Source organism: Dyadobacter sp. 3J3, from assembly GCF_009801115.1.
Classification (GTDB): Bacteria; Bacteroidota; Bacteroidia; order Cytophagales; family Spirosomataceae; genus Dyadobacter.
Genome location: NZ_VTOL01000005.1, coordinates 406101 through 424972 on the forward strand (window position 1 = coordinate 406101; position 18872 = coordinate 424972).

At 39.6% G+C, this 18872-nt stretch carries 17 protein-coding genes; 13 read left to right on the forward strand and 4 right to left on the reverse strand.

The features are described from left to right. Positions 1–35: 35 nt before the first annotated feature. Positions 36–1097, reverse strand: a complete 1062-nt coding sequence (locus FZF08_RS13630) for an NAD-dependent epimerase/dehydratase family protein (RefSeq protein ID WP_159469598.1) — start codon at positions 1095–1097, stop codon at positions 36–38. 254 nt (positions 1098–1351) lie between these two features. Here FZF08_RS13630 and FZF08_RS13635 point away from each other — a divergent pair, with 254 nt between their 5' ends. From FZF08_RS13635 to FZF08_RS13650, 4 genes are all read left to right on the forward strand, one after another. Continuing rightward, positions 1352–2086 carry a hypothetical protein gene (locus FZF08_RS13635; protein ID WP_229216520.1) on the forward strand — a complete coding sequence of 245 codons (735 nt, stop codon included), beginning with the start codon at positions 1352–1354 and terminating at the stop codon, positions 2084–2086. Then, complete coding sequence (locus FZF08_RS13640) at positions 2083–4854, forward strand: TonB-dependent receptor (protein ID WP_159469600.1); 2772 nt, start codon at positions 2083–2085, stop codon at positions 4852–4854. Before FZF08_RS13635 ends, FZF08_RS13640 begins: the two co-directional genes overlap by 4 nt. Next, a complete protein-coding gene (locus FZF08_RS13645; RefSeq protein ID WP_159469602.1) occupies positions 4855–5979 on the forward strand; it encodes a DUF4249 domain-containing protein in 1125 nt (374 codons plus the stop codon). It begins immediately after the preceding gene. A gap of 78 nt (positions 5980–6057) precedes the next feature. After that, positions 6058–8409: a hypothetical protein gene (locus FZF08_RS13650; protein ID WP_159469604.1), complete on the forward strand. Its 2352-nt coding sequence runs from the start codon at positions 6058–6060 to the stop codon at positions 8407–8409. 313 nt (positions 8410–8722) lie between these two features. On the opposite strand, the gene FZF08_RS13655 is transcribed toward FZF08_RS13650, so the two are convergent. After that, positions 8723–9184: an Lrp/AsnC family transcriptional regulator gene (locus FZF08_RS13655; RefSeq protein WP_137342239.1), complete on the reverse strand. Its 462-nt coding sequence runs from the start codon at positions 9182–9184 to the stop codon at positions 8723–8725. A gap of 170 nt (positions 9185–9354) precedes the next feature. Here FZF08_RS13655 and FZF08_RS13660 point away from each other — a divergent pair, with 170 nt between their 5' ends. Further along, a complete protein-coding gene (locus FZF08_RS13660) occupies positions 9355–10308 on the forward strand; it encodes an NAD-dependent epimerase/dehydratase family protein (RefSeq protein ID WP_159469606.1) in 954 nt (317 codons plus the stop codon). A gap of 37 nt (positions 10309–10345) precedes the next feature. After that, positions 10346–11536: a glycine C-acetyltransferase gene (gene kbl / locus FZF08_RS13665; RefSeq protein WP_159469608.1), complete on the forward strand. Its 1191-nt coding sequence runs from the start codon at positions 10346–10348 to the stop codon at positions 11534–11536. A 75-nt stretch (positions 11537–11611) separates the two neighbouring features. Here kbl and FZF08_RS13670 read toward each other — a convergent pair whose 3' ends face one another. Continuing rightward, on the reverse strand, positions 11612–12424 hold the full coding sequence (locus FZF08_RS13670; RefSeq protein ID WP_159469610.1) for a transglutaminase family protein: 813 nt from the start codon (positions 12422–12424) through the stop codon (positions 11612–11614). Between the two features lie 448 nt (positions 12425–12872). On the opposite strand from FZF08_RS13670, the gene FZF08_RS13675 reads away from it, so the two are divergent. Continuing rightward, the gene (locus FZF08_RS13675; RefSeq protein WP_159469612.1) at positions 12873–13406 is read left to right on the forward strand and encodes a YceI family protein; all 534 of its coding nucleotides are present in this window, start codon (positions 12873–12875) and stop codon (positions 13404–13406) included. Positions 13407–13424: 18 nt separating this feature from the next. Here FZF08_RS13675 and FZF08_RS13680 read toward each other — a convergent pair whose 3' ends face one another. Beyond that, on the reverse strand, positions 13425–13745 hold the full coding sequence (locus FZF08_RS13680; protein ID WP_159469614.1) for a hypothetical protein: 321 nt from the start codon (positions 13743–13745) through the stop codon (positions 13425–13427). A gap of 234 nt (positions 13746–13979) precedes the next feature. On the opposite strand from FZF08_RS13680, the gene FZF08_RS13685 reads away from it, so the two are divergent. The 6 genes from FZF08_RS13685 (at position 13980) to FZF08_RS13710 (ending at position 18808) form a co-directional block, all read left to right on the forward strand. After that, entirely contained in the window at positions 13980–14444 is a 465-nt protein-coding gene (locus FZF08_RS13685) for a hypothetical protein (protein ID WP_159469615.1), read from the forward strand. A gap of 249 nt (positions 14445–14693) precedes the next feature. Next, positions 14694–15314, forward strand: coding sequence for a TetR/AcrR family transcriptional regulator (locus FZF08_RS13690; protein ID WP_159469617.1), 621 nt, complete (start codon positions 14694–14696; stop codon positions 15312–15314). A gap of 207 nt (positions 15315–15521) precedes the next feature. Further along, positions 15522–16100, forward strand: coding sequence for an NAD(P)H-dependent oxidoreductase (locus FZF08_RS13695; protein ID WP_159469619.1), 579 nt, complete (start codon positions 15522–15524; stop codon positions 16098–16100). Positions 16101–16197: 97 nt separating this feature from the next. Then, positions 16198–16455, forward strand: a complete 258-nt coding sequence (locus FZF08_RS13700; protein ID WP_159469621.1) for a hypothetical protein — start codon at positions 16198–16200, stop codon at positions 16453–16455. Further along, positions 16424–17323: a DUF1080 domain-containing protein gene (locus FZF08_RS13705; protein WP_159469623.1), complete on the forward strand. Its 900-nt coding sequence runs from the start codon at positions 16424–16426 to the stop codon at positions 17321–17323. Before FZF08_RS13700 ends, FZF08_RS13705 begins: the two co-directional genes overlap by 32 nt. A 129-nt stretch (positions 17324–17452) precedes the next feature. Then, on the forward strand, positions 17453–18808 hold the full coding sequence (locus FZF08_RS13710; protein ID WP_159469625.1) for a neutral/alkaline non-lysosomal ceramidase N-terminal domain-containing protein: 1356 nt from the start codon (positions 17453–17455) through the stop codon (positions 18806–18808). Positions 18809–18872 lie beyond the last annotated feature (64 nt).

An 18872-nucleotide genomic window follows, 5' to 3' on the forward strand; every position in this document is an offset into this window, starting at 1 on the left:
TCTTTGTGTAAAACTTAGTGCGCTTTGTGTTTATTCTATTTCAAAATTGGCGCTAAATCCTTTTCGTTTTCAGCTAACCATGCAGTGATTTCTTCAACAATCTGGCGAATTCCGATTTTAGGTTCCCAGCCAGTCATGGCAGTTACCTTTGTATTATCTGTCAAATACAGACGTATATCTGCTGTCCGTGTTTCCGGAACAACTTTGATCGGAATTGTTTTTCCAGTTACTTCCTGGCAGATTTTTGTAAGTTCCTGCAACGACGCGCTGCTTTGCAAACCACCACCTGCATTCAGGATTTCTCCATTTACTTTGTCAAGATTGTGAAGCTGCCAGTCGATCAAACGGTATAAATCAGCCACGTGAAGCATATCACGCATTTGTTTCCCTGTTCCGCCGTAACCAAAATATCCTAATTGCTGCTCGAAATAATGTTTTGCAATCCAAAGTACCATCACGCCCTGATCCACTTTTCCCATTTGCCATGGACCCGTGATCACGCCGCAGCGGTTGATAACAGTACGTAAATTGTAAAACTCGTTGTATTCCTGAATGATCAGTTCAGAAGCCAGTTTGGTAGTTCCGTATAGAGAACGGGCACCATTTAACGGAAAATCTTCGGAAATTCCTTTTGAAGAAACACCTGGAACGGGCTGATCGTCAGCCAGAGAAAATCTTGTTTCTTCTTCAACAAAATTCAGTGTTTCGATTGTTTTAATCGGATAAACACGACTTGTTGAAAGAAATATGAATGCAGCTTTATGTTTAAGCGCGTAGTTCAGGCAGTTAACCGTTCCAACAAGATTGGTGTTGATCAGGTAATCAGGAGTTCCGTCCAATCCTGCCAAAACGGATGGTTCAGCTGATGCTTCAATGACAGTATCAACCGCTGGAAAAGCGTCGAAATCTTCTTTGTTGCGAATATCACCATGCACAAACTCTACTCCGGCTTGCTTTAACCTGCTAAGGTTCAGTTCCGAACCGCGACGTTTTAAATTGTCGAGTGCGAAAATCTCGTAATCAGGATAATTTAGTTTGAGTGATATCGCCAGTGCCGATCCAACAAATCCGGCTCCACCGGTAATAAGTATTTTCATGAATAATATAGGTATATAAGAGATTGAATGAAAGTGTGTTCATTTCCAACACCAAAGTTAGGAGCATTAAGCAAATTTGGGTAGTGAACAGAAGTATTTTTATAGAACGGTGTAGAATTAAGATTTTATTCTTTTTAGAAATAAATTTTCCAAGTATATAGTAAGTAACTAATTTTAATACCTTTAACACATAAAATGATTTTTGCCACAAACAATGGGTTTGCTTCGTAAGAAGATAAAAGTGATATCGATATATGAGAATTTTTACTTTCTGCTTTTTTCTGATTTATCTCATTGCGGTAAATACTTATGGGCAAATCGCATCCTTGCACCCTTCTGTTCCGTCCGATGTACCGGCATATCCTTTGTCACTTTATAGAGCCGCTACAAAAGATGTGCAAAATCTTTACAACGGGCGTCTATATTATATTTATGATTCGAGGGAAGAAGAACATCAGTTTTTCATTGACCGGAAATTTGAAAAGGGAGCTGTTTTTTATGACGGACAGCGGTATGATAGTATTCCTATGCTGTATGATATCGTTAAAGATGAGTTGGTTATAAAACATATCAATGGTTTTGAACCTATAATACTTCAATCTCCAAAAGTCAATTTTTTTACAATTTACGATCACAATTATCTGAACCTTAAATCTGGAAAAGATATCAGTCCGGAAATGCCGACAGGTTTTTATGACCTTATTTATAACGGTAAATCAAAAACACTTGCACGCAGAATAAAACAGCGTCAGGAGAAAATTAACGAAAGGAAAGTCATTGCTTTATTTCCGCAGAAGAATTTTTACTACATCTATTCCAATGGAAAATATAACAGCGTACATACCAAAAAGTCAGTGACCAGACTTTTTCCTAAACAGAAAGCAGAATTACGTAAGGCTTTACGTGAGCAAAATATCAAATTTCGGAAAGATCGTGAAAGGGCAATTGTAACGATGGTTGCACGCTATGACGAATTAACTAAACAATGAAAATATTCAGAAACTTTACGATTCTTATTTGTGTCCTTTTTTTCTCCCAGCTAGCCAGGGGGCAGAATGTCGCGGAGCCGCGTATCACAATCCATCTTGATTCTGCACGTTTCAACGATTTTGTCAAAGATGTGGAAAAACAGACCGGCTATTTTTTCTATTATGATGCCGCACGGTTCGACAGTCTTACCATCGATCTTGATGTAAAAGATCAAACGATCAGAACGGTTTTGGATCAGGTTTTTCGCGGTTCGGATTTTACCTATGCGCTGGATGCAGGCAAACGGGTTTATATTACCGAAGGCCAGAAGATCATCACGCAGCTGCAACCAGGTTTGTTTAATCCCAATAGTTCAGAAGCAGCAGAGCCTATTGCGTACGTGGGGCCTGACAATGAGGTGCAGGAAAAGTTGCTGTCAACGGCCGAAAGTAAAGTCCATGAAATTGGAGTGAAGCGGTATAAAATCCCGCCGGGAAATTCAACAATAACCGGATACGTACGCAGTTCTGTTACCGGAGAGCCCGTAATCGGTGCAGCGGTTTTTATTGAAACGCCTTCCATTGGTGTGACAACCGATGCACTTGGTTTTTATTCCCTGACAATTCCTCGCGGCAAGCAAAAACTGAAAATCAAAAGTTTTGGTATGCGCGAGACACAGCGTCAGGTGGTTCTTTATTCCGACGGAAAACTGGATATTGAAATGCGTGAAAGCGTTATAGCACTTAAAGAGGTTTTTGTAAAGGCTGGCATGGACAAAAACGTGGTCAGTACGGATATGGGCCAGGTGAAACTGACGATCAAAAACCTGAAACAGGTACCAACCGTTTTTGGTGAAACCGATTTATTACGGACCGTTTTGACACTTCCTGGTGTAAAATCAGTAGGAGAAAATAGTACGGGACTAAATGTTCGAGGAGGTTCTACGGACCAAAACCTGATTCTTTTTAATGATGCCGTAATTTACAATCCATCACACCTTTTCGGGTTTTTCTCAGCGTTCAATCCTGATGTTTTAAAAGATGTTGAATTATATAAAAGTACGATTCCTTCAAAATATGGAGGCAGATTGTCTTCTGTACTGGATATCAATAGTCGCGAAGGGAATAAAAAGAAATTTGTAGCGTCTGGTGGAATTGGCCTGGTTACAGGAAGACTTACGCTGGAAGGACCGATCATAAAAGATAAGACTTCCTTTATTCTTGGCGGCCGGTCAACGTATTCAAACTGGATTTTAAAACGCCTGGATGATAACAAATACAATAAAAGTGCTGCTAATTTTTATGATCTGAACTTGCAGATAAGTCATGAGATCAATCAGAAAAACAGTATTCTGGTTACAGCCTATATGAGCAAGGACAGATTTAGATTATTTGGTGATACCACATATTCGTATCAAAATCAGCTCGGTGCCATTAAATGGAAGCATACCTTCAATTCCCGTCTTTATAGCGAATTTACAGCAACACATAGTCAATATAAATATCACACGGAAAGCCAGGGCTTGCCGCTCAATGCTTTCGATCTGAAATTTGACATTAACCAGTCGCAGTTTAAAGCAGATTTTAATTATATTCTGAATCCAAAACACACGTTGAATTTTGGGTTAAGTTCTATTTATTACAAACTTCATCCGGGGTCTTTTACACCAAGGGGAGAGCAGTCTCTTGTGATATCGGAAAAGTTGCAGCAGGAACAGGCTTCGGAAAGTGCGCTTTATATTGAAGACAAATTTGAGGTTAGTCCGCGCCTTTCAATCAATGCAGGTTTACGTTATTCTTTTTATCAATATCTCGGACCAAGAACGGTAAACAAATATGTGGCGGGCTATCCGATTGATAAAATTTACGAAGACGGAACGCAAACCTATGCTTCCGGTAAAAAGATCAAAGGATATGGAGGCCCGGAATACAGGCTGTCCATGCGCTACACGATTTATGACAATCTGGCGCTGAAAGTAAGTTATAATACCTTGCGTCAGTACATCCATTTGCTTACAAATACGATGACAGTTTCACCAACAGATATCTGGAAACTGAGTGACCAGTTTATTAAACCACAAACGGGAGATCAGCTTTCTGTCGGGCTATATAAAAACCTGAGGGGAAATAAAGTGGAAGTTTCCCTGGAAGGATATTACAAAAAGATCCACAACTTCCTTGATTACAAAGGTGGTGATTCGCTGATCATGAACCCGCGTATTGAAGCGGCCGTTTTGGGTACACAAGGGAAAGCCTACGGGGTTGAGCTCATGGTTAAGAAAATGACAGGAAAACTGAATGGATGGATCGGTTACACGTACTCGCGGACACTTCTGCGCGCCCTTGACCGTGATTCTCCGGATGCTCCCAACAAAGGAAATTATTATCCGAGCAATTATGACAAGCCTCATGATTTTACGATGATCACCAATTATCGGTTTACCCATCGCATCAGTTTATCCTTCAATTTTACTTACAGCACTGGCCGCCCTTATACACCCCCAATTGGTAAATACATTATCGATGGCGCAGAGCGGGTTTATTATGCAGACAGAAACCAGTACAGAATTCCTGATTATTACCGTGCCGATATGGCTGTTAATATTGAAGGAAATCACCGTGTTAAAAAGCTAGCCCATAGCTCATGGACGGTTGCGGTTTATAATTTATTAGGTCGGAAAAACCCTTCATCGGTATATTTTCAGACTGTAAATGGACAGGTAAACGGGTATCAGCTCTCAATTTTTGGGCGTCCGATTCCAACAATTACCTATAACTTCAGATTTTAAATGAAAAGGATAAAAAAGTACTGCTTATTGGCTGGCAGTTTCGTCACTTTACTACTGATACTATATAGCTGCGTTGAGCCGTTTTCTCCTCCGGAAATTAATTCGGATGAACAATATTTGGTAATAGATGGCTTTTTAAATGTAGGTTCTGATAGTAGCCGGATTAATTTGAGCCACACGCAAAACGCAAGTGCTAACGAGGCTGTGCTCAATGAAACAGGCGCGACTATAACGGCAGAGGAAGATAAGGGGTCGACGTTTTCTTTTATTGAAAAAGGAAATGGGACGTACTTTTTACCGCCGCAAAATTTCAATAAATCGTCAAAGTATCGGCTGCGTATTAAAATAAAAGGTGGTAAGGAATATCTTTCTGATTATGTTGAAGTAAAAAACACTCCGCCGATCGATAGTGTAGCATACAAATATGACAGCCGCCAGCAAGGTGGTGTAATGAATGTCAATACGCATGATCCAAGTAATCAGACACGTTTTTACAGATGGAAATTTGAAGAGACCTGGGAGTATAGAACTGCTTATTACTCAGGCCTGGAACTTTTTAATAACCAACTTATCGGAAGAAGAAATAATATTAATGTATGCTGGCGAACCATAAAGTCAGGAAATATCCTGTTGGGTTCTACCATAAAATTGTCTCAGGATATCATTAAAGATCTTCCGCTTACCACAGTTTTGACTTCCACAAATAAGCTTTATTTTGGATATAGTATTTTAGTAAAGCAGTATGGCCTTACGCAGGATGCTTTTGAATACTGGACGAGCCTTGCTAAAACTACCGAAGGAACAGGAAGTATATTTGATCCGCTGCCCTCACAAGTAACCGGTAATTTTAAAAGTACAACGAATGCGAAGGAGTTGGTTTTTGGCTATTTCAGCGTAGCCGTCGAACAGTCAAAAAGGATATTTGTCCAACCAGGTTTAGGGTCTTATCCGACTTGTCCAATGCCAGATTCCTTATCAATTGCTGATGCTCTAAAATCATCACCGTCGCAGGTTTTGTTAAACACGGCAGGTGCAAAGCAGGATTCTGTCCTTTACAGTAGCGAATTTTGTGCAGACTGTCGGGTGCAGGGTGGAACTACAACAAAGCCGTCTTTTTGGCCATAATATTTACCATAACGATATCAAAACGTGAATTACAAAAGATTCATATGGTTATTCCTCAGCTTGTTATATTTCCCTTTTTTGGTAAAAGGGCAAGATAATAATTCTTCCGAGGTAGAAAAAAAATTCCAGCTGTATAGCCAAAAGGCCATTCAGGAAAAATTGTATTTACACCTTGACCGCAGTTTTTACGTGGTGGGAGAAACGATGTGGTTTAAAGCTTATGACATAAATGGAGCTTCAAATCAATTTATGGATTTGAGCAAAATTGCCTATCTGGAAGTAATGGATAGGGAGCAAAATGCTGTGATCCAGACCAAGTTTTCATTACTGGGTGGCAAAGGAAATGGCTCTTTGATAATACCGTCCTCCATCGCCAGCGGAAATTATAAAGTAAGATGTTATACCAACTGGATGAAAAATTTCAGTTCAGATTATTTTTTCGAAACGACAATTTCAGTCGTAAATCCATTTGTCAAATTTGATCCTAATCCGGATGAAAAGCAGGAAGTTACATATGATATTCAGTTTTTTCCGGAAGGAGGGCAATTGGTAAGGAATATTGAAAGCAAAATCGGTTTCCGTGCTGTGGCAAGTGACGGCAAAGGGATAGATTTCAATGGCGTTTTGGTCAATCAGAATAATGACACGCTGGTCAGGTTTTCACCAAAAAAATTCGGGATCGGCAGTTTTATGTTCAAGCCTGCTGCTGGAAATGAATACCGGATTTTGGTTAAAGATTCAAAAGGGAAAAGCAGTACATACAAACTTCCGGAAGTTCAGGAACAGGGTTATGTAATGCAGGTTAAGGATTCTACGGCAAATCTGATCAAAGTAAGTGTTACTACACAAGCAGAAAGATTGGAAAATAGCGTCAGCTTATTTGTCCACACCCGTCAGTCAAACAGTTATGCTGAATCGAAACCTCTGACTGCCGGAAAAGCTATTTTTGTTTTTGATAAAAATAAAATGGGAGATGGTATCAGCCAGATCACTGTTTTTAATTTATTGGGTAAACCTGTTGCTGAAAGATTATATTTCAAACGTCCTGCAAAGGATTTTGTACTTGATGGGAAAGTCAGCAAGCAGGAATACATAACGCGGGATAAAGTAATTATGGATCTGAGTTCGGCTAATGACGCCGGAATTGCAGAAATGGCCAATCTTTCTGTTTCTGTATTTCTGACAGATTCCATTCAAAATGATGACCAGGAAAACATCGGGAGTTATTTATATCTGTCCTCGGATTTAAAAGGAAATGTGGAGTCTCCGGAATATTACTCCAAAAGGAATAGCAAAGAAGTAGATGCTGATCTGGATAATCTGATGATCACCCAAGGATGGCGACGATTCAAGTGGGATGATGTTTTTTCAAAAGCACCGGTATCGTTTGCAAATCTCCCTGAATTTGACGGTCATTTTATTTATGGTAAAGTTTTTAACACGATTTCCAACGAACCGGCAAGAGGAATAGGAACGTATCTTGCCGCTCCCGATTTTCCGGCCAGATTATATTATGCGCAAAGTGATGCTTCCGGAACGATACGCTTTGAAGTCAAAGAGTTTTTCGGACCGAAGGAAATAACGATTCAGACAAATCTTAGTTTGGATAGTACTTATCGTTTTGAGATGGCGAATCCGTTTTCAAAACAACCGCTGAAAGTTGGGTTGAAATCCTTCTTTTTTGATAAAAAACAGGAAAATCAACTGCTAACCCGCACGGTTAATATGCAGACTGGCAATTCATTTTTGCCAAAAATATATAAAGAAAATAAATACGTTTTTGCAGATTCTGTTGCCTTTTTCGGAGCACCGGATGAAAAGTATTTTCTGGATGATTATACTCGTTTTCCAACGATGGAGGAAGTTATGCGCGAATATGTGCGCGGGGTAATGGTAAGAAGACGTCAGAAGGAATTTCATTTCAGGATGGTTGACAGACTTTTCCCTCAAACGCTTTTCAATACAGATCCCCTGATTCTGCTGGATGGAATTCCGGTTTTTAATACGGATAAAATCATGGCTTTCGATCCCTTGAAAGTTAAAAAGATTGAATTGATGAATGCACATTATTATCTTGGCTGGGGAGATTTTACCGGCATAGTAAGTTTGTCGACATACCGTGGCGATTTGGCTGGATTTGAAATGGATCCCCGTGTTTTGGTTTTACCTTATGAGGGAGTCCAGGTACAGAGAGAATTTTATGCTCCGAAATATGATGCGCAGGTAAAACTTCAAAGCCGTGTCCCGGATTTTCGGAATCTTTTACATTGGGCTCCGGATGTTGATACGGATGCGCAGGGTAAGGCTCAGCTAAGTTTTTACACCTCGGATCAGCCGGGGCATTACCGCGTAATTGTCCAGGGAATGACAAAAAGCGGATTAGCAGGTAGCAAAACATTTTCATTTGAAGTAGCACGAAGAAGCTTATAAATCTTACAGCGTCGTCCACCCAAATCCAGTGCAAAACCCGAAAAGCAATTTTTCGGGTTTTTTCTTTTGAAATTTAACATTTAAACGCAGAGTTTGGGGAGTTTCTCGCCGGGTGTGTTGAGTTTTTTTTATAGATTAATAAGACAAGTACACCCCCAATTTGCGTCTAAATAAAAGTTATTTAAACGTTGAGTTTATAGAGCGGTCCGCCCCGCAGTTTCTCGCAGAGCTCAGTGAGTTTGTATATTATTACAATAAAAACAAAACTCACCCGAACTCCGCGCAAAACTTCCCGAACTCTGCGTTTAATAAATCAAATATAGAATTCCGAAGTATGTTTGATTTCCTTCAAAACGAATGTACTATTAAGCACGCCGATATTATCAATTTTTGATAATTTATACTTTACGAAATCATGGTATTCGTCCAGACTCCGGACATTGATTTTTAAAAGAAAATCGACCTGCCCGGCCATGTGGTAACATTCCTGCACTTCATCCAGATTCTGGATTTCCTGTTCAAATTTTTCAATAAATGCTTCGTTGTGATAGCGCATGGAAACCTGACAGATCGTAGTAATAGGTCTGTTTATCAGTTTTTTATCAAGGATGGCGACGTATTGTTTTATAAATCCAAGATTTTCCAATCGACGGATCCGCTCGTAAATTGGGGAAATAGTCAGATTCAGAATATTAGCGATTTCCTTCGTCGTTTTCTTCGCATCTTTCTGTAAAATGCGTAAAATTTTAGTGTCTATCTTATCTATGTCTTCCATGATGGCACAATTTTTCCTGCGTTTATAAAAGAGAATACTTGCAATAAGTAAAATTTTCTTTGAATTGATACTCATGCAGTAATGTTTATTGAAATTGGGAGCAATTATTTAAAATATTATCTTAAAATGCAAAATTGCAAGTGATTAATACTTTATAAAAGTCTTGCAAGATGAAATCTGAACGAATTTTAGTGATCGGAGCAAATGGCCAGATTGGATCTGTCCTGGTGGATTATTTGCGTGGTATGTATGGTGAAAGCCAGGTTATTGCCTCGGATTTAAAAGTAAATTCAGAGCGGCAGGATTATTTTGAGGTTCTTGACGCTACGGATGCAAAAACTTTGGATAAAATTGTAAAATGCCATAGCATAACACAGATTTATCACCTTGCCGCGATCTTATCTGCCAAAGGAGAACAAAATCCTTTAAACACTTGGCAGATTAATATGCAGACGTATTTTAATGTACTCGAAGTAGCAAGAGAAAATGGTGTAAAAAAAATATTTTACCCAAGTTCAATCGCTGTTTTCGGTGCTCACGTGCATGGCTTGGCAGATCAGTTTTCTTATCTGGATCCTTCGACGGTTTATGGAATCAGCAAAGCGGCAGGTGAAAACTGGTCAAATTATTACTTCAATCGTTACGGTATGGATATTCGTTCACTACGCTATCCAGGCATCATCAGTTACCAATCGATGCCGGGAGGTGGCACTACGGATTATGCCGTTGATATATATCACAAAGCTGTAAAAGGCGAGCATTTTGATTGTTTTTTGGAAGAAAATACAACGCTTCCAATGATATACATGAATGATGCCATGGATGCGACCGTGCGTTTAATGGAAGCTCCTGCGGAAAAAATTACCGTTCGAACGGGTTACAATCTTGCGGGGATGAGTTTTTCTCCAAAGGAAATTTTTGAAAGTATCCGTAAGATTATCCCGAATTTTGAAATAAGTTATAAACCAGATTCCCGTCAGGCCATAGCCGAATCATGGCCGCAGCAAATTGATGACTCAAAGGCCAGAGCCGATTGGGGTTGGCGTCCGGCTTACTCGCTCGATAGAATGACAGAGGAAATGATTATCGAATTGAGAAAAAAATATGAAATAGTGAGAAGCTAAAAACTTCTGTTATTGATTCATTCAAAATATAAAAAACATGTACGGAGATATTAAAGAACAACTTCAGGGCGAAATTGAAGGCATAAGAGAAGCCGGGCTTTATAAAACCGAGCGCATTATTACAACGCCTCAGGCAGCAAAAATAGCGACGGATAACGGGAAGGAAGTATTGAATTTTTGTGCCAATAATTACCTCGGACTTTCCTCACATCCGGATGTAATTGAAGCTGGAATTGACGCGATCAGGACACATGGTTTTGGTATGTCTTCCGTTCGTTTTATCTGCGGAACTCAGGATATTCATAAGGAACTTGAACGTAAAACGGCAGAGTTTTTAGGAACGGAAGATTGTATTTTATACGCAGCCGCTTTTGATGCCAATGGCGGTGTTTTCGAACCTTTGTTAGGCGAACAGGATGCCATTATTTCGGATGAATTAAATCACGCTTCGCTGATCGATGGTATTCGTTTGTGTAAAGCAAAACGTTTCCGTTACAAGCATAATAATCTGGAAGATCTGGAACAGCAGTTAAAAGATGCACAGGGAAGTCGCCGGATTTTAATTGTTACAGATGGCGTTTTTTCAATGGACGGAACGATTGCACGTCTTGATGAAATCTGTGACCTGGCTGAACAATATGGCGCTATGGTGATGATTGATGAATGCCATGCATCCGGATTTATTGGAAAAACAGGCCGTGGAACACATGAATTCCGTAATGTTATGGGGAGAATTGATATCATCACCGGAACATATGGCAAAGCGCTAGGCGGCGCATCGGGAGGTTTTACGGCTGCTAAAAAAGAGATTGTTGAAATTCTTCGTCAGCGTTCGCGTCCTTATTTGTTTTCCAATACACTTGCTCCATCAATCGTTGGTGCTTCGATCAAGGTTTTAGATTTATTGACAAAATCGACAGCTCTTCGCGACAAGCTTGAAAACAGTACAAAATATTTCCGGGAGGAAATGACAAAAGCAGGTTTTGACATTCTTCCCGGCGAACATCCGATTGTGCCGATTATGCTATATGATGCAAAACTGGCTCAGCAATTCGCAGCAAAATTACTGGATGAAGGAATTTATGTGATCGGGTTTTTCTATCCCGTGGTACCACAAGGGAAGGCGCGTATTCGTGTACAGATTTCTGCCGGTCATGAGCAGGAACATCTTGAAAAAGCAGTAGCGGCCTTTACGAAAGTAGGTAAGGAACTAGGTGTGATAAGCTAAAAGAATTCAGATACAAAAACAGAAATCCGGGTACTGGGAAGTATCCGGATTTCTGTTTTTATAAGGACATTATATTTAATTATTCTGATCCGGTTCCGGTTCAAGAAGTTCTACTTCAACTGTTAAAGATTTCAAAGTTGCATTGCCATATTGTGTCACCATTGCCACATCAGCTGCATCACGACCATGCGCAATTTCAATGCGGTAACCTTCGGTTTTTTCCTGAACCGCATCAAAAGGATACCACTCTCCGCCAATATAAACTTCAAACCACGCGTGAAGATCTATGTCTTTTAATTTGTCGAGATATCCTACGGTCATCCGTGTCGGAATGCATAGATTTCTACAAAGTGCAATAGCCAAATGAGTGAAATCCCGGCATACGCCAAAACGATACCTGGCCAGATCGACCGCCGTTGTACTGGCGTCCGTAACACCATATTGGTACGTAATGTTATCATGTATCCAGCTTCGGATTGCCTCTACTTGCTCATAACCAGGCACTAGATTTCCCGCGATTTCCAAGGCCAACATATTGATTTCGTGTAAATCCGACTGGCAATACCGGCTGGGTAAAATATAAAGCATTATATCATCAGGCAAATCACTGACGAGCATAAATTTGGGCAAAGGATTGGGGATTTGTTTTGTGAGGTTCACCTGTGCCACAACTTCTGAGGTAATGGTAACCTGCCCTACCGGCAAAATAGTCCGCTGGCATGGGTTGCCATATATATCCTTATATTCTGAAAACGGTATCGGCGGTTCAATATGGAAACCTTCACTGATAATAGATTGGCCTTCTTCATGCCTTGGGCGCAGCATTGTGGTAATTGTTGTGGGCGCATATACGTTGTAAGTAAATATGCTGCGTCCCTTCATTTTCATGTAATATTCGTTTTAAGTAAAGTATGTAAAGATAGAAAGCATTATTGATGGAAATCAGGTGTGAGGGTTCATTTTAAAACTTTCTTTACAACGGAATACAAACAACTATGACAAAATTGAACATCTAAGAAATAATATAACAGAGATGAACAATATTTTAACAACATCATACGATCTTGTTAAAATATAAAAGATAATTATTAGTCAATTAAATCTTAGATAGTTAGTGAAATTGAAAGTTCTTTGAGGAGAAATTCCCTAAAAGAGAATATTAGATAAACATTAAAATCTTTTGACGGATGATCTAATTTTATTTAATTTCTGTTTTTGAAATCAAGACGATAGATTTATAGCAAAACCTGATGCAGGACTATAATTCACGGAATTAATGAACCGGTAGTGATGAATAGTTACCGCCGGCATTTTCAAATTTAAAGTTAACATTCCTATGACAGTTACAAAGTGGATAGTAGACCCGGTACATTCTGATGTGCAATTTAAAATTAAACATTTGGTAATTTCTTCAATTACAGGTTCTTTCAAGAATTTTGAAGGAGGTGCGACTTCTGATTTGAATGATTTTGAAAATGCAGAAATCCATTTCTCACTGGATGTTGATAGTATTGATACAAATCAGAATATGCGGGATGAACACTTAAAATCGGCTGACTTTTTTGATGCGGCTCAGTTCCCGCATATAACTTTTCAGTCAAACTATTTTCATAAGGTAAAAGGAGATCATTACAAACTGTCAGGTTTGCTTACGTTGAAAGGTATAACCAAACCTATAGAACTTGATGCGGAATATGGTGGTACCGAACGTGATACCGACGGAAATATCAGATTGGGTTTTGAAGTGGAAGGAAGAATCAGTCGCCAGGAATTTGGATTGAATTATATGCAGCTAACAGAGACCGGTGGCCTTTTAATCGGGGAAGATGTAAAGCTGATCGCTAATATACAGTTGATGAAACAGGAATAAGAAATCTGTTTATGATATCTAAATGCCCATTTCGCTTATGTGAATGGGTATTTTTTTGTTTGATGGTTTTCTTTTTTTTCGTGGGTTGAAACGCACGGCTATGATATCGGTCATGCCTACGGCATTTTTTCTTTGCTTGAGGTTTTTTATTTTCCGTGGGTTGAAACCCACGGCTATGATGTCGGTCATGCCTACGGCATTTTTTTTTGCCGTGGTTTTTTTATTTTCCGTGGGTTTCAACCCACGGCTATGATATCGGCCATGCCTACGGCATTTTTTCTTTGCTTGTGGTTTTTTTATTTTCCGTGGGTTGAAACCCACGGCTATGATGTCGGCCATGCCTATGGCATTTTTTTGTTGCCGTGGTTTTTGTTTTCCGTGGGTTGAAACCCACGGTTATGATATCGGTCATGCCTACGACATTTTTTTTGCCGTGGTTTTTATTTTCCGTGGGTTGAAACCCACGGCTATAATGTCGGCCATGCCTATGGCATTTTTTTGTTGCCGTGGTTTTTATTTTCCGTGGGTTGAAACCCACGGTTATGATATCGGTCATGCCTATGGCATTTTTCCTTGCTTGTGGTTTTTTATTTTCCGTGGGTTGAAACCCACTGCTATGATGTCGGTCATGCCTATGGCATTTTTTTGTTGCCGTGGTTTTTTGTTTTCCGTGGGTTGAAACCCACGGCTATGATATCGGTCATGCCTACGGCATTTTGTTGCCGTGGTTTTTATTTTTCGTGTGTTGAAACCCACGGCTATGATGTCGGTCATGCCTATGGCATTTTTTTTGCCGTGGTTTTTATTTTTCGTGTGTTGAAACCCACGGCTATGATGTCGGTCATGCCTATGGCATTTTTTTGCCGTGGTTTTTATTTTCCGTGGGTTGAAACCCACGGCTATGATGTCGGTCATGCCTACGGCATTTTTTCTTTGCTTGTGGTTTTTTATTTTCCGTGGGTTGAAACCCACGGCTATGATGTCGGTCATGCCTATGGCATTTTTTTTGCAGTGGTTTTTTTGTTTTCCGTGGGTTGAAACACATGGTTGTGATATCGACAGCGGCAATAATGTTTTGGTGAATTAGTGCCATAGGCACGAACGACATGATAGCCGCGGAATTTATTCCGTGGTTTTATGAATTTTTCGATTGTCAAAAAGTGCCTTCGGCACGGCCGATATTACGGATTCAGAGGATTAATGTTTAGAAGCCAATAAATAATCCTCTAATAAATTGTTTTCACTAAACACTGTTTATTATATTTGCATTGTAAATAATAAAATGAAATGGGGATTGTAGAACGGAAAGAAAGAGAACGCGAGGAAATGAGGGAACTGATTTTGGAGGCAGCTCGAAAATTATTCCTTGCCCAGGGATTTGATAAAACAAGTATCAGAAACATAGCAGAAGCGATCGAGTACAGCCCTGCAACTATATATCTTTATTATAAAGATAAAAATGAATTGCTTTTTTCTCTCCACGAGGCAGGTTTTCAGAAAATGATGCAGGAATTTGCCAACGTAGTTATTGTCAAAGATCCTTTCGAAAAGCTGGTTGCTTTAGGAAATCAATACTTGAAATTTGCGATTGAAAATCCTGAATTATACGACCTGATGTTTATCATGGACGCGCCTATGGAAACGTTGTCTTGCCGGGAGGAAGCTTGGGATGAAGGAGCACGATCTTTTGAATTTTTAAAAATCACCATATCAGAATGTATTGAGACCGGTCATTTTAAATCTACCACTGATATTGAAAATGCTTCCTTGACAATATGGAGTTTTATGCACGGATTGCTTTCATTGCATTTAAGAAAACGAATGGCTTTTTTTGAAGATAACCGAGAAATGGAACGTATTCAGGATTCTTTCAAATTGTTTGTTGAGATGCTTAAATGCACGTTATAATCTACAAAAGGTTTAAAATTTTATTAAAATCTAGGATGTTGCAGCAAGCATTTTTTGAAGTCGTTATTTAGCAATTGACATTCGCCTGGTTAAACTAATAGTATAGCTTTCAGCAAAGAGCATCTTCAAAATTGATATTTAAAAAAATTTACCCATTCACTAAACACTGTTTATTTAATTTTTATTAATCATTATAATTTATTAGCCATGAAGAAAATACTTATAATCAACGGACATCCTGATCCGGAAAGTTTTACAGCAGCAATGGCAGATGCCTATAAAAAAGGAGCGTCACAGGCTGGTGCAGAAATTAAAGAATTGATTCTGGGGAATATGGATTTTAACCCTATACTTCAATTCGGTTACCGAAAGAGAACCGATTTGGAGCCAGACTTGCTGGATGCACAACAAAAAATACTTTGGGCGGAGCACATTGTATGGATATATCCGATCTGGTGGGGTGAAAGACCTGCATTATTAAAGGGTTTTATCGATAGGACATTTCTACCTGGCTTTGCTTTTAAATATCGTGAAAATTCTGTTTGGTGGGATAAGCTTTTGAAAGGCCGCAGCGCACATATTATTAGTACACTTGACCAGCCAGCCTGGTATTACTGGCTCATTAATGGTCGCCCGACATTTTATTCAATGAAAAAAATGACTCTGGAATTTTCAGGTTTTAAGCCTGTTCGAACCACAACAATTGGCCCAATTCGGAAATCTACGGATGAGTACAGAGGAAAGTGGTTAATTAAAATTGAACAGCTTGGAAGAAATTTAAGATAATTTTTGAATAATCGTAATTTTAAAATAAAAAGGTAAAGTATAAATAGGATCCGTATTGCTATTATTGATTTGTATTGAATACTTTGATATTGAACAAATGAATAGTTTTAGAACCCGTTTTATTTTACTGACTTTCCTTTTCGGATTTGGCATAAAGGCCTATTCCCAAAGTAAATCTAATCCGGAATGGATATCTATTTTCAATGGAAAAGATCTGAACGATTGGGATACTTATATGCGGCAAAGGGAAGGTACCAGCGAAAAACCGTTTGGACTGAATAATGACCCGCTCAAAGTTTTTACTGTTTCAGAAGGAGCCATTCATGTTTCCGGTCAGCTTTGGGGGGGGAGTTAGTACGAAAGATGAATATGAGAATTATCATTTGAGATTTAAAGTAAAGTGGGGTGAGAAAAAATGGTATCCGATGCCGAATGATACCATCAAGCGGGATGCAGGATTACTTTATCATGCGACCGGCCCTTTTGATTTTGCATACGGATGCTGGTTGAGAAGTAATGAATTACAGATTCAGGAGGGAGAGATCGGCGATTTTTTTGGAGTAGGCGCGGGCTCTGCCGAGTTCCCGATGCAAAAGAAAAATGTTCGGGGAAAATCGCTCGATCAGTATAACCCTGATGCGACTTTACAAAGAAATGCGGATGCTGTCGGTGGTGGGAGAGTGTACCGGTCAGGTGATTTCGAGCTTCCGCACGGTCAGTGGAATACCTGTGAACTGATAACCCGTGGAGCAGATGCTGTTTATATCGTAAATGGCTATGTGGTGAATCGTCTGTTTAATACCTATCGCCCGGGAATAAAACAGCAGACAACGCGTGGAAAAATTCAGTTCCAGTCAGAAGGAGCGGAGGTTTTTTACAAAGATATAGAACTGCGGTCCGTTAATTTTAATCGTAAAAATGCTCCTCATTTGGTTGCTGATCAATCTACCCTCAAAAATATTAGTCCCGATAAACCGCAATTATTGAAGGTGACTAATTCTGGTGACGAGGTTGAATTGGTAGCTGTTGAACTTATTGGCACTTCCAACGATAAGTTTGTTATTAAATTACCATCTTTTCCATTTAAAATCGCCAAAGGAAAATCGTTTATCTTGCCGGTTTCATTGAAGTCGGGGATGGCTTCAAATACAATTGTTAAGCTGCGACTGGAAACTATATTTGGGCCGGTTCCTGATTTTGAGGTTATTTTGGAGAGTCGGTAAATTGTTATTCGTAATGATATGATAACAATTGATGATTATTTTCAATATAAGTAAACTGTAACTTTCATCTTCCCAAATTTACAATTCCTTCTCTATCTTTACTCTCTGAAAACAATCCTGCCCAAATCAATGAAATTCCTGAAAATCCTCCTTTATATCATCGGTTCAATATTACTTATTCTTGTAATAATGGTTGCAACGATGGTAACCACCATTGATCGGACGCCTTACAAGGAAATGTCTTATTACAAAGAGTGGAAAGAAAATATTGCTAAAATCAATAATCAGACTCCCGCAGATACGGTTTCAAATGCTTTAAGTGCAGGTTGGGCAAAAGTGAATATCACGCCTGCAACGCCGGGCCCGATGGCTGGGTATGGGAAAAGAAGAGGAAAACATTACGAAGCAGTACACGATTCTGTCTATGTGCGGACTGTAATTGTCGAAAATGGTACAACAAAAGCAGCTATTATTACGGCTGATATGCTGATTGTTCCGCCTAACATTACGGCACGGGTTAAGGAACTTTTGCCAGCTACCGGATTTACTTTTGATCAGATTTATTTTGGCGCAATCCACAGTCACAATAGTTTGGGAGGCTGGTATAACACCATTACAGGAAAACTTTTCGCCGGGCCATACGATGCCGCTGTTATGGAGACTGTGTCGCAGGCTATTATCAAATCCATAAACGATGCGAAGAAAAATATCCAGCCTGCAACCATTGGTTTTGGCGAAGTAAAAGATACTGTGGATATCAAAAATCGTTTGGTTGGTGAAGAAGGCATTGTGGATCCGTGGGTCAGAAATCTGGAAATTACGGGTGCTAACGGACAAAAAGCGATGATCAGTTCTTACGCAGCGCATTCAACGATTTTGAATGCAAGCACTATGGAATTATCTCGTGACTGGGCCGGTGCTTTGGTTGATGATCTGGAAAGCAATGAAGCAAATTTTGCTGTTTACATGGCTGGCGCGGTTGGTAGTATGGCACCGATTGAAAAAGGAAAAGATGATTTTGATGAAGTGAAAAACCAGGCCGGGAATGTTGAAAAGTCAATTCAAACCATTCTTGGGAAATTTGAAAGACAGCCGGGATTTCTTCGATCCGTTACGGTTGCGCTGCCTTTAAGAGATCCAAGACCTAAAATTATGCCAAATCTGGCATTGAGAAGCTGGGTTTTTCGTTGGGCTTTTGGTGATGTTCCTTCTTATATCAAAGCGTTACGGATCGGAAATATTTTGATGGTTGGAGTTCCCTGCGATTTTTCAGGAGAATTGATGCCGGAATTAACTGCTTATGCCGCAAAAAAAGGATTGCATTTAATGGTGACAAGTTTCAATGGAGGTTACGTTGGGTATATTACCAATGATAAATACTTTGATAGAGACCTGTATGAAACTAAAACCATGAGCTGGTTTGGTCCGTACAATGGTGCATATTTCCAGGAAGCAATAAAGGATTTGATCGATAAAATGTCTTGATTGGCTGTTGGCTATTAGCTGTTAGCAATTAGGGTGGCCAGTCGAAATGCTTCGCCGGGAATAT

Excerpts from the sequence above, each read along its gene's own strand:
- FZF08_RS13630 (WP_159469598.1), bottom strand. The coding sequence starts at position 1,097 with ATGAAAATACTTATTACCGGTGGAGCCGGATTTGTTGGATCGGCACTG.
- FZF08_RS13635 (WP_229216520.1), top strand. The coding sequence starts at position 1,352 with ATGAGAATTTTTACTTTCTGCTTTTTTCTGATTTATCTCATTGCGGTA.
- FZF08_RS13640 (WP_159469600.1), top strand. The coding sequence starts at position 2,083 with ATGAAAATATTCAGAAACTTTACGATTCTTATTTGTGTCCTTTTTTTC.
- FZF08_RS13645 (WP_159469602.1), top strand. The coding sequence starts at position 4,855 with ATGAAAAGGATAAAAAAGTACTGCTTATTGGCTGGCAGTTTCGTCACT.
- FZF08_RS13655 (WP_137342239.1), bottom strand. The coding sequence starts at position 9,184 with ATGGAAGACATAGATAAGATAGACACTAAAATTTTACGCATTTTACAG.
- FZF08_RS13660 (WP_159469606.1), top strand. The coding sequence starts at position 9,355 with ATGAAATCTGAACGAATTTTAGTGATCGGAGCAAATGGCCAGATTGGA.
- kbl (WP_159469608.1), top strand. The coding sequence starts at position 10,346 with ATGTACGGAGATATTAAAGAACAACTTCAGGGCGAAATTGAAGGCATA.
- FZF08_RS13670 (WP_159469610.1), bottom strand. The coding sequence starts at position 12,424 with ATGAAAATGAAGGGACGCAGCATATTTACTTACAACGTATATGCGCCC.
- FZF08_RS13675 (WP_159469612.1), top strand. The coding sequence starts at position 12,873 with ATGACAGTTACAAAGTGGATAGTAGACCCGGTACATTCTGATGTGCAA.
- FZF08_RS13680 (WP_159469614.1), bottom strand. The coding sequence starts at position 13,745 with ATGGCCGACATCATAGCCGTGGGTTTCAACCCACGGAAAATAAAAAAA.
- FZF08_RS13690 (WP_159469617.1), top strand. The coding sequence starts at position 14,694 with ATGGGGATTGTAGAACGGAAAGAAAGAGAACGCGAGGAAATGAGGGAA.
- FZF08_RS13695 (WP_159469619.1), top strand. The coding sequence starts at position 15,522 with ATGAAGAAAATACTTATAATCAACGGACATCCTGATCCGGAAAGTTTT.
- FZF08_RS13700 (WP_159469621.1), top strand. The coding sequence starts at position 16,198 with ATGAATAGTTTTAGAACCCGTTTTATTTTACTGACTTTCCTTTTCGGA.
- FZF08_RS13705 (WP_159469623.1), top strand. The coding sequence starts at position 16,424 with ATGTTTCCGGTCAGCTTTGGGGGGGGAGTTAGTACGAAAGATGAATAT.
- FZF08_RS13710 (WP_159469625.1), top strand. The coding sequence starts at position 17,453 with ATGAAATTCCTGAAAATCCTCCTTTATATCATCGGTTCAATATTACTT.